The sequence below is a fragment of the uncultured Amaricoccus sp. genome, assembly GCF_937891315.1.
Classification (GTDB): domain Bacteria; phylum Pseudomonadota; class Alphaproteobacteria; order Rhodobacterales; family Rhodobacteraceae; genus Amaricoccus.
This window is the reverse complement of the sequence record NZ_CALAGI010000098.1, coordinates 1-14,040: the sequence shown is the minus strand read 5'-3', so window position 1 is coordinate 14,040 and position 14,040 is coordinate 1. Positions and strand designations below refer to the sequence as shown.

The following is a 14,040-nucleotide window of genomic DNA, read 5'->3' as shown; positions in this document are numbered from 1 at the left end:
TCGGCTTTGTCGGGCCTGCGCCTCGCGTGCCTTCGGCGCGCTTGGTCGGAAAGTCAACGAGATGGGCCGTTGGTATCAGTTGGTCTTGCGGGGCGAGGACCAGGGCAGGGGGGCGATCGGGACGCCGTCCTCGATCAGCGCGCGCGCGTCGGCGGGGCGCGCCTCGCCGATGATCGGCCGGGCCGGCGCCTCGCCCTCGTGAATGCGTCGCGCCTCGGCCGCGAAGTCGCGGCCCACATCCTCGGACCTGGCCTCGATCCGCCGGCGCAGCTCGGCCAGCGCTTGCTCGGCGACCGACGCCGGCGCCGCGAGATCCGGCGCCGCGCCCGCGGATCCGCCCGAGATCACGGCGGGCGCCATCACATCCTTGCGCACATCGAAGCTGCCGCAGATCGCGCAGGCGATCCGCCCGTCATCCGCGAGGCGTTGATAGTCCTCGCCGGAGCCGAACCAGGAGTCGAAGCTGTGCGCCTTGTCGCAGCGCAGGGTGAACCGGATCATCGCAGCCGCGTCTCCTTGTTATCCGTCCTAGATATGTGACGGATCGATGAAGACAATCACTCTTCGTGATCCGGCCGCGCGCTGGTAGAAGAACCGTCACCCCGGAAAAGCGGAGTCGACGTGTCCCAGCCGAAATGGTTTCAGCCGCCGCTGCTGATCGCGGCGGGCGCGTCGATGGCGCTGGTGGTCCTGGCATCGCCGCCGCCGCTCATCGCGTTCCTGATCGGCGCGGCGCTGGTCCCGCTCGGCGCGGCGATTCCCTGGTGGCGACCCGCGCCGGCCGACCCGCGGCGGGGCGAGCCCCTGCGCGACGCGGGTTCCGCGCCCGAGCCGGTGGAGGAGCAGGTCTTCGCGCGCGCGCTTCTCGAGAAGCTGCCGACGCCGCTCCTCGTGATCTCGCGCACCGGCCGGATCGTCTTCGCGAACTCGGCGGCCGTGGCGGCGCTGCCTCGCCTGCGGCTTGATACCCACTATGCCAGCGTGATCCGCGCCCCCGCCTTCGTCGAGGCGGTGAATGCGACCCTGGCCGACGGCGGCGAGCATGGAGCGCGGTTCGTCACGCATCACGATCAGGAGCGCTCGTTCGAGGCGCGCGTCGCGCTGCTGCCGCCCGGCGGCGGCTTCGGGACCGAGACGCAGGCGATCGCCCAGATCGAGGACCGCACCGAGGCGCGGCGCGCCGAGCAGTCGCGGTCGGACTTCATCGCCAATGCCAGCCATGAGCTGCGCACGCCGCTCGCCGCCGTCATCGGCTATATCGAGACACTGCAGAACCATGCCCGCGAGGATCCGGAGGCGCGGGAGCGCTTCCTGCGCATCATGTCGCGCGAGGCGGGCAGGATGCAGCGGCTGGTGGATGATCTCATGTCGCTCAGCCGGATCGAGATGACCGAACATCTGCGGCCCGTGGAGGAATGGTCGCTGAACCAGATCGCCGCCGAAAGCGGCGCGGCGTTGCAGCCGGTGGCCGAGCGCGAGCGGGCGACGCTCCGCGTCGAGCTCGAACCGTTTGGCGCGCCGGTGGTCGGCGACCGCGACCAGCTGGCCCAGGTCTTTGCCAACCTGATCGACAACGCCCTGAAATACGGCGGACCCGGCTCGGTCGCGCGGGTCTTCGCCGCGTCGGAGAGCCGCGCTCATCCCAGCCGCTACGGCGTCTCGATCGCCGACGACGGTCCCGGCATCCCGCGCGAACACCTGCATCGGCTGACCGAGCGCTTCTACCGCGTCAATGTCAGCAACAGCCGCGACAAGGGCGGCACCGGCCTCGGCCTCGCCATCGTCAAGCACATCCTGAACCGCCATGGCGGCAAGCTCGAGATCGCCTCGACCCCCGGCGCCGGCAGCGCCTTCACCGTCTGGCTGCCCCGCGCGAGCGGCGCCGGCGCGACGCTCCCCGACCCGCCTGCCGAAGCCGAATCCGACGCGGGCGCGAATCTGCGTTCGGCCTGAGGCGCTTGCCTATTCACGAAAACGTCTTGAAACTGTAACATGCGCGTTGCACCCATCCATATACTTGCGCGAGACGTTCGCGCTGGAAGCGGACGAGAGGGGTGGCGCGGCCATGGCGCATATCGTTTCGGCTTTTGACGAAGATCTGATCCAGGTCCAGGCGAAGATTTCCGAGATGGGCGGGCTGTGCGAGGAGCTGCTGTCCAAGGCGCTCGAATCCGTGCAGAGCCGTGACGCGCAACTGGCGCGCGAGATGATCGATCGCGACAAGCTGCTCGATTCGATGGAAATCGGCCTTGAGGAGCAGGTGGTGCGGATCATCGCCCTGCGCCAGCCGGTGGCCGCCGACCTGCGGGTCCTGATCGCGGCGATGAAGATCGCGGCGACGCTGGAGCGGATCGGCGACCTTGCCAAGAACATCGCCAAGCGGGCGATCCCGCTCAGTTCGGCGCGGCAGATGAAGATGACGACCTCGATCGTGCGGATGGGGCGCGAGACCCTCACCCAGCTCAGCAACGTTCTGAACGCCCACGCCGCCCGCGACGTGGACATGGCCGTGCAGATCTGGAACCAGGACTACGAGATCGACGAGATGTACAACGCCATCTTCCGCGAGGTGGTGACCTACATGGTCGAGGACAGCCGGCTGATCGGGGTCGGCGCGCAGCTCATGTTCATCGCCAAGAACCTCGAGCGCATCGGAGACCACACGACCCACATCGCCGAGATGGTCTACTACATCGTCCGCGGCGAGTCCCTCGGGGACAATCGCCCGAAGGGCGAGCCGACCGGCGTCGACTATATCCGCGGCTGACGGGGAACTGGCCCATGTGTGCGAAAATCCTGGTCGTCGAGGACGAGGAGGCGATCAGCGCGCTTCTGGCCTACAATCTCCAGAAGGAGGGATTCACCGTCGCCACCTCGGCCGACGGCGACGAGGCGATGATGGCGGTGGACGAGGAGAAGCCCGACCTGGTGCTGCTCGACTGGATGCTGCCGAACGTCTCGGGCATCGAGCTCTGCCGGCAATTGCGCAGCCGCCTCGAGACCCGCGAGATCCCGGTCATCATGCTTACCGCGCGCGGCGAGGAGGAGGACCGGGTGCGCGGCCTGCGGATCGGCGCCGACGACTATGTGACCAAGCCCTTCTCGATGTCCGAGCTGGTGGCGCGGATGCGCGCCGTGCTGCGCCGTGCGGCGCCGGCGATCGCGGGCGATGTGGCCACCTTCGCCGACATCGTGCTCGACCGCCAGCTCTGCCGCGTCCGGCGCGGCAAGCGCGAGGTGCATCTCGGACCGACCGAGTTCCGCCTGCTCGACACGCTGATGCAGCGGCCCGGCCGGGTCTTCTCGCGCGAGCAGCTGCTCGACCGGGTCTGGGGGCAGGACGTCTATGTCGAGAGCCGGACGGTCGATGTCCATGTCGGCCGCCTGCGCAAGGCGCTGAACCGCCGCGGCGACAAGGATCCGATCCGCACCGTCCGCTCCAGCGGCTATGCATTGGACGAAACCTACACCGGTTGAACGCGAGGGCTCACGTCACGATCTCGCCTGACAGCCCACCCTTGGCCCTGGCGCCTCCGCGAGCTTGCTTTGGAAACCTGCCCGGGACCGCGGGCGGGAGCTCCGATTGACCTCCCGCCTTCGGTTCGCTGGTCAGGCGGGCAGCTTGCCGTTCTGCTTGGCGATATGGGTCGCGATCGCGTCCATCAGCGCCGGCGACAGGCAGTCGTAGGGTTCGAGACCCAGTTCGCGCAGGCGGCCGCGGACCCCGTCCATCTTCGCCGGCTGATAGCCCTGTTCGATGATCGAGGAGACGAAGGCCGCGAATTCGGGCGGGGACCAGCCCTTTTCGGAGCTGAGTTCGGTATGGACGAAATCGAGGCCGTAGAACGGATGGCCGGTGTTCTCGATGCGGCCGAACATGTGCGTGCCGCAGTCCTTGCAGGCGTGGCGCTGGATGGCGGCCGCGGTGTCGATGATGGCGAGCTTGTCGCCGTTCTCGAGCACCGAGACCTTGTCCTTGCCGACGACCGCGATCTGGGCGAAGACCGCGCCGCTCGGCTTCCAGCATTTGGAGCAGCCGCAGACGTGGTTATGCGCGGTTTGGGCGGCCACCTTCACCTTGACCGGATTGGTCTTGCACTTGCAGGTCAGCGTACCGCCGGAGAAGCCGGGGACCGCCGGCGGAAAGCCGTTGTCGACACCGGGATGGATCTTCACGCCTGCGAAGGTCGGCGCTGGTCGGGTCGGCGCCTCGGTCGCACCGCCGCCGAAAATACTCGCCAGCAGTCCCATGTCACTCCTCCTCCATTTGGCTATCGTTTCTGGCCGTCAAATCCATCGGCCACCGTCGCATTGGCCCGACGCTGCGCCCCGAAAAACGCGAAAGCAATTGTCCATAGGTAGCGGTGAACCGCGTCGCGAGCGGCCGCGCTCAGCCGCGCTTCTGCGCGGCGGCGTTCTTCACCCATTGCAGCACCGCCTGCAGTCGGTGCAGCTCCAGCGGCTTGTGCAGGAGCGTGACGTTCGCCTGGGCCGCGCGGGCGCGCAGCTCGGTCGAGCGGTCGGCGGAGACGATCACCGCCGGCACGTTGCCGTTGCGCGCCCGCATCCGGGCGATCGCGTCGAGGCCGTTTTCGTCGCCGTCGAGCAGATAGTCGGCGATGACGACGTCCGGCGCGACGCCGACGTCGGCGACCAGGGCCTCGGCCCCGGCGAGGTCGCGGGATTCCAGAGGACTGGTGCCCCAGTCCTCGAGCACGGAGACCATGGCCGCCCGCACCTCGTCATCGTTCTCGATCAGCACCACGATCATGTCGTCGAGCGGCGGCGGACGACGCTCCGCGTCATGCGCGGGCTCGCCGAACGAAGCGCTGCCCTCGCACATCGGCACGGACACGGTAAAGCGGGTGCCGCGACCGGGCTCGGACTCGAGCTCGAGCGCGTGGTCGAGCAGCGCGCAGGCCCGCTCCACGATGGCAAGCCCGAGCCCCATGCCCTGCGGCGTGCCGGGCGAGGTGTCGAGACGCACGAATTCGTGGAAGATCTCGGCCCAGCGATCGGGGGGAATGCCCGGGCCGGTGTCGCAGATCTCGATCCGCAGCTTGTCGCCGCGGCGGCGGGCGCCGACCAGCACCTTGCCGTGTCTTGTATAGCGCAGCGCGTTCACCACGAGATTTTGCAGGATGCGCCGCAGATAGGCAGGATCGCTCTCCACCCAAGCCGAACTCGGGATCACCCGCAAGGTCAGGCCGCGCTCGCGGGCGAGGGGCTGGAACTCCTGATCGATGCTGCGCAGCAGCGGCGCGATCGGCATCGAGGTGAGTTCGGCTCTGGCCGCGCCGATGTCGAGGTTCGAGATGTCGAGCAGCGCGCCGAGGATGGTCTCGACGCTTTCGAAGGCGCTCTGGATCCGCTCGGCGATGGCACGCTGGTCGGGATCGAGCTTCGTATGCGACAGTGACGAGAGGAACAGCTTCGCGGCGTTCAGCGGCTGCAGCAGATCGTGACTGCCGCTCGCCACGAAGCGCGACTTCGAGGCGTTCGCCCGCTCCGCCTCGTCCCGCGCGGCTTCGAGCTCGCGGGTACGCTCGGCCACCCGCTGCTCCAGCGTCTCGTTCGCATGATGCATCGCCGCCACGGCCTCGCGCTCGGCGGTCATGTCGGTGAAGCTGATCACGAAGCCGCGATCCGGCATCTCCTGGCAGAATACGTCGAGGATCGCACCGTCGCCGCGGCGCAGCGCCAGCGACAGCGGTTCGCGCCGGCCCGCCGCGTTGGTCCAGGCGACGAGCTCGTCCAGCCCCTCCAGCGGCGCGAAACGCTCGCCGTGCCGCATGTAGCCGAACATCGACAGCGAATCGACGCCGGCCTGCGTCATCTGCATTGGCAGCGACAGCATCCGACGCAGCCGCTGGTTGCAGCCGGCGAGCCGCTGCCGCTCGTCGAAGATCGCGACGCCCTGGGTGATATGGTCGAGCGTCGCACGCAGCAGCCGAGCCTGGTCGTCGAGCAGGCGGTCGCGCTCCTCGCGCTCGCGCCGGACCATGTCGGTGACGTCGGTCTGCACGACGGCGGTGCCCTGCGACGGGCTGCGATGGGCGCTGACCTGGATCCAGCGGTCGTCGGTCAGTCCGACCACGAAGACGGCTTGTGGATTGCGGTGGTCGAGCAGCCGCTGGCGCGCCCATTCGTCGCGGGTCGCGTCGTCGTCCATCTGCAGGTGCCGACTGCGCGCCACCATCCGCACATAGTCCACGAACTTCAGCCCCGGCCCCAGCCGCGGCGCCACGTCGGGCATCTGCGCGGAAAAGCGGGTGTTGCACATGATGAGCACGTCCTGCGGGTCGAAGAGCGCGAAGCCCTCCTGCACCGCCTCGATCGCGTCGAACAGGTCGTTGCGCGCCTGCTCCGCCTCCTGCCGCGCCACGTTCAGCCGCGCGTTGGCGATCGACAGCATCTTCAGCGTGTCATCGAGATCCTTGGTCCGCGCCCGCACCTGTTCTTCCAGCGCGGCGGCCATCTGGAAATTCACGTAGCCCGGCCCGCTTTCGCCGATCTCGCGCTCGACGCGGGCGATCAGCACCTCGGCGATGCGCCGGAGCTTGGCATTCTGCTGGCCAAGGTCGTCGGCCGGATCGAGCAGCAGCGGCTTCATCGCCCGGTCGGTCCGGCCGGATCGGCGGGGGGCGGATAGATCGCGACGCCGGTGAAGGTCTGATTTACATGCAGCATGTTCAGCTGCTCGCCATAGCTGTTGAAGCCGACGACGTTGTGCCGCGCCAGCATCTCGGACATCGCGACCTTGACCTGGGTCTCCTCGACCTCGAGCCGGCGCAGGATGCATTCGCAGGCGATGATCGCCTCGGGCGGACCCTCGGGCGAGAGTTCATCGAGCGATAGCTTGAGATGGGCGGCGATGTCCTGCCCTTCGGCGAGCGTCAGCACCAGGCCCTCGTCGATCGCGGTGAAGAATTTCAGATCGCCGTTCGGCTCCACCCGCTGGATGGCGCAGACATGATGCGCGCCGCCGATCCGCACCACCACGGGATGCGCCGCGAAGATGAAGGGCGAGAGCTGGTCGGGGTCGCGCCCCAGCGCGCGGGCATAGGCGCGGGCGGCGGGTTCGGCGTTGATTTCGCGCACGATCCGGTTCGCGGGGTCGGCCTCGGTCACCACCATGCGGGTGTCGGTCGGCACCAGATGGTCGAAGCGGAACACCTTGACCCGGCAATTGGTGCGGATGAAGGCGAGCACCGCCACGTTCGGACGGAAGGCGCCGTCGGCGAGCACGCAGGTCCGGCGAAAGTCGACCCCGTCCGCCGCCGAGCCGCCGAAGAGCGGCGCGCCGCCGAGCGCGGGGCCGAGCGCCGACACCAGCCGGTCCTCCATCAGCGAGAGGCCGTCGCTGAGCAGGAAGACGAATTCGTTCGGCCAGTTCGGCACCATTCCGGCAAGCGCGCCGCGGAGGCGGAGCACGTCCTGAATCGAAAGATGCTCCGGAAAACGGTCGAGATCGTTGATGACCATGATCTGCGCCCGGAAGTGGCCGAGCGGCAGCCCGACGCCGACGATCGCGCCATCGAGATATCCCTCGTCGCCGATCTCACCCGCCGTCGTGGCGCCGATCACCACCTGTCCGGGGAAATGCTCCATCACGGCGGCGGCGACCTCGTCAGGCAGCCGGTTCGCCGAGACAAAGAGGACCACCAGCGCGAAAGGGCCGGGGCCGAGCCGATCGCGAACCTCGCCGACGGCGCGGCGGGAGTCGGGATGCAAGGACCGCGCCCGGCGCACACGGTCGCCCGATGCGTCGGCGGCGAGGTCGAAATCGTCGGCGGTGGCTCCCATACCGGGATCTAGTCGCCTTTGGGCTCCTGGCGCAAGATCGAGGCAAAGCTGGCCTTGTTCGCCACCAGAACCGCCTGGGTGCGGCTCTGGGCGCCGAGCTTGCGGAGGATCGCGGTGATATGCGCCTTGACCGTGGTCTCGGCGATCGAGAGTTCGTAGGCGATCTGCTTGTTCGGCTTTCCCTCGCAGACGAGATCGAGGATGCGCGCCTGCTGCGCCGTAAGATCCCCGAGGCGCGCCGCCGGGTCGAGTTTCTGCGATTCCGCGCGGGTCTTCGGCGCGACGTAGCTGTCGGGGGTGAAGGTCTCGCCGGCCCAGATCCGGCTGAAGGCCCGGACGAAGACCTCGCGCGCGCTGTGCTTGGGGATGAAGCCCGCCGCGCCCGCCTGCATCACCGAGGTGATGATCCGGCTGTCCTGATAGGAGGAAACGACGATGACCGGCACGCCCGGCGCCGCCGCCTTGAGCCGGACCAGTCCATCAAGCCCGGCGACGTCCGGAAGGTTGAGATCGAGCAGCACCGCGTCCGGCGTATCGCCCGCGCGGAGCTTGCTCAGCCCGTCGGCGAGGCAGTTCGCGGTGGTGATGGTCTGGACCGAGAGCGCGCTGGTCAGCGTCATCGCCAGCGCCTCGCAGAACAACGGATGGTCGTCCACGACCATCACATGCTGGGCGCCCTGGCGCGGGTTGGTTAACGAAATCACGGCGGACCGCATGCGGATACCTCGATTGGTACTCGCAGGGAGCCTACCAGAGGCACGCCGGCCGGGGATATAGTACAAAAGACCGTAGTCGCGATCGCGCCGTCGCGTCGGCGGTGCGCCTTGGGTCCGGGCGGGGCGCGCGCCCGTTGGCGCGCCAAGCCTTTTATCGCCCGCGCCGGGGCGTTATCGTCGCGCCAGCGAAGGAAAATTCCAAGGGAGGAACAGGATGGCCGAGTCATTCCGCGCACTGATGATCGTGGACAGCGACGGCAAGCCGAAGGCCGAGTTCCGCGAGCTGACCATGGCCGACCTGCCCGACCATGACGTGCTGGTCGAGGTGTCGCATTCGACGGTCAACTACAAGGACGGGCTGGCGGTGTCCGGCAAGGGCCGGATCGCGCGACGCCTGCCGATGGTCGCGGGCATCGACCTCGCCGGGGTGGTGGTCGAAAGCCGCTCGCCCGACTGGGGGCCGGGAGATCCCGTGATCGTCAACGGCTGGGGCCTGTCGGAAACCGAATGGGGCGGCTACACGCGGTTCCAGCGGCTGAAGCCCGAGTGGCTGATCCGCCTGCCCGCCGGCTTCTCGCCGGAACAGGCTATGGCGGTCGGGACCGCCGGCTATACCGCCGCGCTCTCGGTCAATGCGCTCGAGGATTGGGGCGTGATCGCGCCCGGCGGCGCCGAGGTTCTGGTGACCGGCGCCGCCGGTGGCGTCGGCTCGACGGCGATCAGCCTTCTCTCGCAGGGCGGCTACAAGGTCACGGCGGCGACGGGTCGGCCCGAGACGCATGATTATCTCGCCGGCCTCGGGGCCACCGCGTTCATCGATCGTGCCACGCTCGCCGAGAAGGGCGGGCCGCTGCAGAAGGAGCGCTGGGGCGGGGCGGTGGATTCGGTCGGCTCCACCACGCTTGCCAATGTCCTCGCCCAGACGATCTATGGCGGCGCGGTCACGGCTTGCGGTCTGGCCGGCGGCATGGACCTTCCCGCGTCGGTCGCGCCACATATCCTGCGCGGCGTGGCCCTCCTCGGCATCGACAGCGTGATGGCCCCGCGGGCGCGCCGCGACCGGGCCTGGGCGACGCTCGCCGCGCGTCTCGACAAGGCGCATCTCGCCAGCATCGCGCGGCTGGAGCCCTTGTCCGCGCTGCCGCGGATCGCCGCCGACATCGTCGCGGGGCGTGTGCGCGGCCGTGTGGTGGTGGATGTGCGGGAATAGCGGCGGGGCGTGACCGGGCGGACAGATGTCCGCCCGGCGGCGTCGGCTTCGGAGAGTGTCTCCTTGCATCCATCGCCATGGCGGGGCTCAGCGGCCGAGCGTGTAGAATTCCGCGTTCGGCCGCGTGCTGGTTACGTTCGCCATGCGGTTCGACATGCCGAAGAAGGCGGAGATCGCGGCGATGTCCCAGGCGTCTTCCTCGGTGAAGCCGTGCGATTTCAGGAGCTCGATATCCTGGTCCCCGACCGCGTGGGCCTCGGCCGAGACCTTCATGGCGAAATCGAGCATCGCTTTCTGCCGGGGCGTGATGTCGGCCTTGCGGTAGTTGATCGCCACCTGATCGGCGATCAGCGGATCCTTGGCGCGGATGCGCAGGATCGCACCGTGCGCCACGACGCAATACTGGCACTGGTTGGCGTTCGAGGTCGCGACGACGATCATCTCGCGCTCGGCCTTGGTCAGGTTGCCGGGCTTGTCCATCAGCGCGTCGTGATAGGCGAAGAAGGCGCGAAACTCGTCCGGGCGATGGGCGAGCGCGAGAAAGACGTTCGGCACGAAGCCGGACTTCTCCCGCGCTGCGAGGATACGTTCGCGGATGTCCTCGGGCAGATCCTCGATCCGGGGAACGGGAAAGCGGCTTATCGCGCCGGTGGTCATCGGTCAGGTCCTCCTCCTCGGGCGGGCGGCATGTTCGCCGATCGCGTCTGAGCCACGGGTCTCGACCAGCCGGCGCGACAGGTCGCGGAGCCGCGAGGAAGGCGAAACAATCCTCCTGCCTCCGAACTCGCCGACCGGCGACGTCGGGTCGTGCCGCTCGGGTTTCACCTTCGCCGGCCACTCGGGTTCCGTCCGTCGAAAGTCGAGCCCGTGCCCCGGTTCGCCGCCGTCCCCGGATCGAGACCGGGCAGCGCCTCGCGGTAGCGGTCGGCGTCGATCGACCGCTCCTCCAACACCTCGGCGGTATGTTCGGCGAAGCCCGGCGGCGCGCGCCGGTAGCTCGCCGGCGTGCGCGACAGCTTGATCGGGCTGCCGGTGCCGCGATAGTCGCCGATATCCACCACCATCTCGCGATGGATCGTATGCGGGTCGGCCACCACCTGATCGATGGTCCTGACCGCGCCGCATGGTACGCCCGCCTTGATCAGTCGGTCCGACAGATCGGCGCAGTCGAAGGCGGCCAGTGCTGTCTCCAGCGCGACCTTCAGCGCGTCGCGATTGGCGATGCGCTGGCTGTTCGCGGCGAAGCGTTCGTCTTCCGGCAGGTCGGGCCGTCCGATCATGTCGCACAATGTCGCGAACTGGCGGTTGTTGCCGACGGCGAGGAAGATCGGCTGGGTGCCGGTTGCGAAGCTGTCGTAGGGGCAGATGTTCGGATGCGCGCTGCCCGCGGGCGCCGCCACCTTGCCCGACAGATAGTAGTTCGGCAGATGCGGATGCAGGAGCGAGACGCCGCAGTCGTAGAGGCTCGTCTCGACGAACTGGCCCTCGCCGCTGCTCGTCCGCTCGTTCAGCGCCATCAGGATGCCGATCGCCGCGTTGAGGCCGGTCACGATATCGACCACCGGCACCCCGACGCGCAGCGGCTGGCCGCCAAGCTCGCCATTGACGCTCATGACGCCGCAGAGCGCCTGGATCGCCGCGTCGTAACCCGGCAGGCCGCCCATCGGCCCGTCGGCGCCGAAACCCGAGATCCGGGCATGGATCAGCCGGGGAAATCGGCGCGACAGTTCCTCGTTGCCGAGGCCCCAGCGTTCCAGCGTGCCGGTCTTGAAATTCTCGATGAAGACATCCGCCCCTTCGAGCAGCTCAAGCAGCAGCTCGCGCCCGGCGGGTTGCGCCAGATCGACCGCGATGCCGCGCTTGTTGCGGTTGAGCCCGAGAAAATAGCTCGCCGCGTCGTCGAGGAAGGGCGGACCCCAGCCGCGGGTCTCGTCGCCGGCCGGCGGTTCGAGCTTGATCACGTCGGCGCCGTGATCGGCGAGGATCTGCCCGGCATAGGGCCCGCCCAGCACGCGGCTGGCGTCGATCACCTTGAGATTGGCCAGAGAGCCGGGTCGGGACATGACGGGTTCCTTCAGGAGGCAAGGCGGGGCCGGGCGTTTGCAGCTCGGATTGGGCGAGGCGGTGCCAGTCGATGGCGAAGCCGGACAGGTCTCGCCGAGCCAGCACACGCGCACGCGACCGTGTCAACGCCGTGTCAACGCCGTGTCAACGTCGCCGCGTCCCGCGTGACGGCCGGCTGGTCGGTATCGGCGAAGGCGAAGCCCTTCGCCGCGCGCGCCTCGTCGAGCCGGTGTCCGGGACGCGGGCTTCGCGCCCGGATCCGACCGCGGGGGTGACGAACGCGGAATACGGGCGGGAATGGTGGAACGCGCGCCTCGCGATCCGGACGCCCCTCGACAAGCCGGGCGGGGTTCGGGATAAGGTTCGGCGGAAATCACGGACAAAGCCTTCGTCAGGGGATCGCGCCTCCTGGAAGCCCGGACCCTCACCGAACAGCCGCGCGGAGCGGTGGAGGCGGTTTCGACCGCGCTTGGTCGCCCGCCGGGCATTGCCCGAGACATCACACGCGATGGGCCGAGCAGGCCCCTGGAGCCGAAGGAAGACCCATGTCCGCCACCTATCCCGACACCCTGCTCTTCATCGACGGTCGCTGGCGCGCGGGCGCCGGGGGGCGCACGATCCCAGTCAGCGACCCGGCGACCTCGGAAGTGATCGGCCAGCTCGCCAGGGCCGAGATCGCCGACCTCGACGAGGCGCTGGCCGCGGCGGCGCGCGGCTTCGCCACGTGGCGGGCGACGGGCGTCTTCGAACGCTACCGGATCATGCGCCGCGCCGCCGATCTCCTGCGCGGGCGCGTCGATGGTATCGCCGGGCTGATGACGCGCGAGCAGGGCAAGCCGCTGGCGGAGGCCCGCGCCGAGACGCTGGCCGCCGCCGACACCATCGACTGGTTCGCCGAGGAGGCGCGCCGCGCCTACGGCCAGATCATCCCGGCGCGCGCGCCGAACGTCACCCAGATGGCGCTGAAGCTGCCGGTCGGCCCGGTCGCGGCCTTCACGCCCTGGAACTTCCCGATCAACCAGGCCGTGCGCAAGATCTCCGCCGCGCTCGCCGCCGGCTGCTCGATCATCGTCAAGGCGCCGGAGGAGACGCCGGCCTCGCCCGCCGAGCTGATCCGCGCCCTCGCCGACGCGGGCGTGCCGGCCGGCGTGGTCAATCTGGTCTATGGCGTGCCGGCCGAGATTTCCGAGTACCTGATCCCGCATCCGGTGATCCGCAAGATCTCCTTCACCGGCTCGACCCCGATCGGCAAGCATCTCGCGGCGCTGGCCGGACAGCATATGAAACGCGCGACGATGGAACTCGGCGGCCATGCGCCGGTCATCGTCGCCGCGGACGCCGATCTCGGCAAGGCGGTGAAGCTCATCGCCGCCGCGAAGCTCCGCAACGCCGGGCAGGTCTGCATCTCGCCGACCCGCTTTCTGGTCGAGGAGGCGGCGTTCGAGCCGTTTCTCTCCGGCTTCGCCGATGCGCTTGGCGCGACGCGGGTCGGCAACGGCCTCGACCCCGACAGCCAGATGGGCCCCCTCGCCAACGAGCGGCGCGTCTCGGCGCTCGAAGGGCTGGTCGCGGACGCGGTGGATCAGGGCGCGCGGCTGGTCACGGGCGGCAAGCGGATCGGCAATATCGGCAATTTCTTCGAGCCGACGGTGCTGGCCGAGGTGCCGCTTTCGGCCCGGATCATGAGCGAGGAGCCGTTCGGTCCGATCGCCGTGGTCAATCCGTTCGCCACGCTCGACGAAGCGATCGCCGAGGCGAACCGTCTGCCCTTCGGCCTCGCCTCCTACGGCTTCTCGCGCTCGGCCGAGACCATCCGCCGCCTCGGGCTCGAGATCGAGGCCGGCATGACGACGATCAACCACTTCGGCCTCGCCCTGCCGGAGGTGCCGTTCGGCGGCGTGCGTGAATCGGGCCACGGCACAGAAGGCGGCTCCGAGGCGATCGAGGCCTATCTCGTGACCAAGTTCGTCACCCAGACCGCCGCCTGATCTCGCCGATCAGGCCGATGGCCGCCAGGACGGCGCCCCGAACGATCTTGGTCTTGGCGTCCGCGACGTGACGCGGGCGCATCCCTGGCAGGGCGATCCGACTTTGATCGCCCCCGTCACAATCTCGACCGTCGGCGAGATCGTGACGGTCATGCCAAATCCGCTTGATTGGTTCGGATCGAGATGTTCTCGCGGACCGACCTTAGGGGGCGCCAGTGGCGCGCCCGCGGTCCGCGCGCCCGGAGCAAGCTTGCGG

General features: G+C 68.9%; 12 protein-coding genes. 5 read left to right on the top strand and 7 right to left on the bottom strand.

Annotation, left to right across the window (positions count from 1 at the left end; all coding sequences use genetic code 11):
- Positions 1-75 precede the first annotated feature (75 nt).
- The gene (locus Q0480_RS09040) at positions 76-501 is read right to left on the bottom strand and encodes a DUF1178 family protein (protein ID WP_299132190.1); all 426 of its coding nucleotides are present in this window, start codon (positions 499-501) and stop codon (positions 76-78) included.
- A gap of 120 nt (positions 502-621) precedes the next feature.
- Here Q0480_RS09040 and Q0480_RS09035 point away from each other — a divergent pair, with 120 nt between their 5' ends.
- The 3 genes from Q0480_RS09035 to phoB all read left to right on the top strand — a co-directional run bounded on the left by Q0480_RS09035 (position 622) and on the right by phoB (position 3,477).
- Positions 622-1,953: an ATP-binding protein gene (locus Q0480_RS09035; RefSeq protein ID WP_299132189.1), complete on the top strand. Its 1,332-nt coding sequence runs from the start codon at positions 622-624 to the stop codon at positions 1,951-1,953.
- 112 nt (positions 1,954-2,065) lie between these two features.
- A complete protein-coding gene (phoU, locus tag Q0480_RS09030) occupies positions 2,066-2,767 on the top strand; it encodes a phosphate signaling complex protein PhoU (protein WP_299132188.1) in 702 nt (233 codons plus the stop codon).
- Between the two features lie 14 nt (positions 2,768-2,781).
- Entirely contained in the window at positions 2,782-3,477 is a 696-nt protein-coding gene (gene phoB / locus Q0480_RS09025; protein WP_299132187.1) for a phosphate regulon transcriptional regulator PhoB, read from the top strand.
- Positions 3,478-3,609: 132 nt separating this feature from the next.
- Here phoB and gfa read toward each other — a convergent pair whose 3' ends face one another.
- The 4 genes from gfa to Q0480_RS09005 all read right to left on the bottom strand — a co-directional run bounded on the left by gfa (position 3,610) and on the right by Q0480_RS09005 (position 8,522).
- Positions 3,610-4,251: an S-(hydroxymethyl)glutathione synthase gene (gene gfa, locus Q0480_RS09020; protein WP_299132185.1), complete on the bottom strand. Its 642-nt coding sequence runs from the start codon at positions 4,249-4,251 to the stop codon at positions 3,610-3,612.
- Between the two features lie 139 nt (positions 4,252-4,390).
- A complete protein-coding gene (locus Q0480_RS09015) occupies positions 4,391-6,613 on the bottom strand; it encodes a PAS-domain containing protein (protein ID WP_299132184.1) in 2,223 nt (740 codons plus the stop codon).
- A complete protein-coding gene (locus Q0480_RS09010) occupies positions 6,610-7,806 on the bottom strand; it encodes an FIST N-terminal domain-containing protein (protein ID WP_299132181.1) in 1,197 nt (398 codons plus the stop codon). The genes Q0480_RS09015 and Q0480_RS09010 overlap by 4 nt, the downstream gene beginning before the upstream one ends.
- An 8-nt stretch (positions 7,807-7,814) precedes the next feature.
- The gene (locus tag Q0480_RS09005; RefSeq protein ID WP_299132178.1) at positions 7,815-8,522 is read right to left on the bottom strand and encodes a response regulator transcription factor; all 708 of its coding nucleotides are present in this window, start codon (positions 8,520-8,522) and stop codon (positions 7,815-7,817) included.
- Positions 8,523-8,736: 214 nt separating this feature from the next.
- Between Q0480_RS09005 and Q0480_RS09000 the strand changes: the two genes are divergently transcribed.
- The gene (locus Q0480_RS09000; RefSeq protein WP_299132176.1) at positions 8,737-9,732 is read left to right on the top strand and encodes an MDR family oxidoreductase; all 996 of its coding nucleotides are present in this window, start codon (positions 8,737-8,739) and stop codon (positions 9,730-9,732) included.
- Between the two features lie 87 nt (positions 9,733-9,819).
- On the opposite strand, the gene Q0480_RS08995 is transcribed toward Q0480_RS09000, so the two are convergent.
- Together Q0480_RS08995 and Q0480_RS08990 are read right to left on the bottom strand one after the other, a co-directional pair.
- Complete coding sequence (locus Q0480_RS08995) at positions 9,820-10,389, bottom strand: peroxidase-related enzyme (RefSeq protein ID WP_299132175.1); 570 nt, start codon at positions 10,387-10,389, stop codon at positions 9,820-9,822.
- A gap of 164 nt (positions 10,390-10,553) precedes the next feature.
- Positions 10,554-11,795 carry a CoA transferase gene (locus Q0480_RS08990; RefSeq protein WP_299132174.1) on the bottom strand — a complete coding sequence of 414 codons (1,242 nt, stop codon included), beginning with the start codon at positions 11,793-11,795 and terminating at the stop codon, positions 10,554-10,556.
- Positions 11,796-12,341: 546 nt separating this feature from the next.
- Here Q0480_RS08990 and Q0480_RS08985 point away from each other — a divergent pair.
- A complete protein-coding gene (locus Q0480_RS08985) occupies positions 12,342-13,784 on the top strand; it encodes an NAD-dependent succinate-semialdehyde dehydrogenase (protein WP_299132173.1) in 1,443 nt (480 codons plus the stop codon).
- The last annotated feature ends 256 nt before the right edge of the window (positions 13,785-14,040 follow it).

Excerpts from the sequence above, each read along its gene's own strand:
- Q0480_RS09040 (WP_299132190.1), bottom strand. The coding sequence starts at position 501 with ATGATCCGGTTCACCCTGCGCTGCGACAAGGCGCACAGCTTCGACTCC.
- phoU (WP_299132188.1), top strand. The coding sequence starts at position 2,066 with ATGGCGCATATCGTTTCGGCTTTTGACGAAGATCTGATCCAGGTCCAG.
- phoB (WP_299132187.1), top strand. The coding sequence starts at position 2,782 with ATGTGTGCGAAAATCCTGGTCGTCGAGGACGAGGAGGCGATCAGCGCG.
- gfa (WP_299132185.1), bottom strand. The coding sequence starts at position 4,251 with ATGGGACTGCTGGCGAGTATTTTCGGCGGCGGTGCGACCGAGGCGCCG.
- Q0480_RS09015 (WP_299132184.1), bottom strand. The coding sequence starts at position 6,613 with ATGAAGCCGCTGCTGCTCGATCCGGCCGACGACCTTGGCCAGCAGAAT.
- Q0480_RS09010 (WP_299132181.1), bottom strand. The coding sequence starts at position 7,806 with ATGGGAGCCACCGCCGACGATTTCGACCTCGCCGCCGACGCATCGGGC.
- Q0480_RS09005 (WP_299132178.1), bottom strand. The coding sequence starts at position 8,522 with ATGCGGTCCGCCGTGATTTCGTTAACCAACCCGCGCCAGGGCGCCCAG.
- Q0480_RS09000 (WP_299132176.1), top strand. The coding sequence starts at position 8,737 with ATGGCCGAGTCATTCCGCGCACTGATGATCGTGGACAGCGACGGCAAG.
- Q0480_RS08995 (WP_299132175.1), bottom strand. The coding sequence starts at position 10,389 with ATGACCACCGGCGCGATAAGCCGCTTTCCCGTTCCCCGGATCGAGGAT.
- Q0480_RS08990 (WP_299132174.1), bottom strand. The coding sequence starts at position 11,795 with ATGTCCCGACCCGGCTCTCTGGCCAATCTCAAGGTGATCGACGCCAGC.
- Q0480_RS08985 (WP_299132173.1), top strand. The coding sequence starts at position 12,342 with ATGTCCGCCACCTATCCCGACACCCTGCTCTTCATCGACGGTCGCTGG.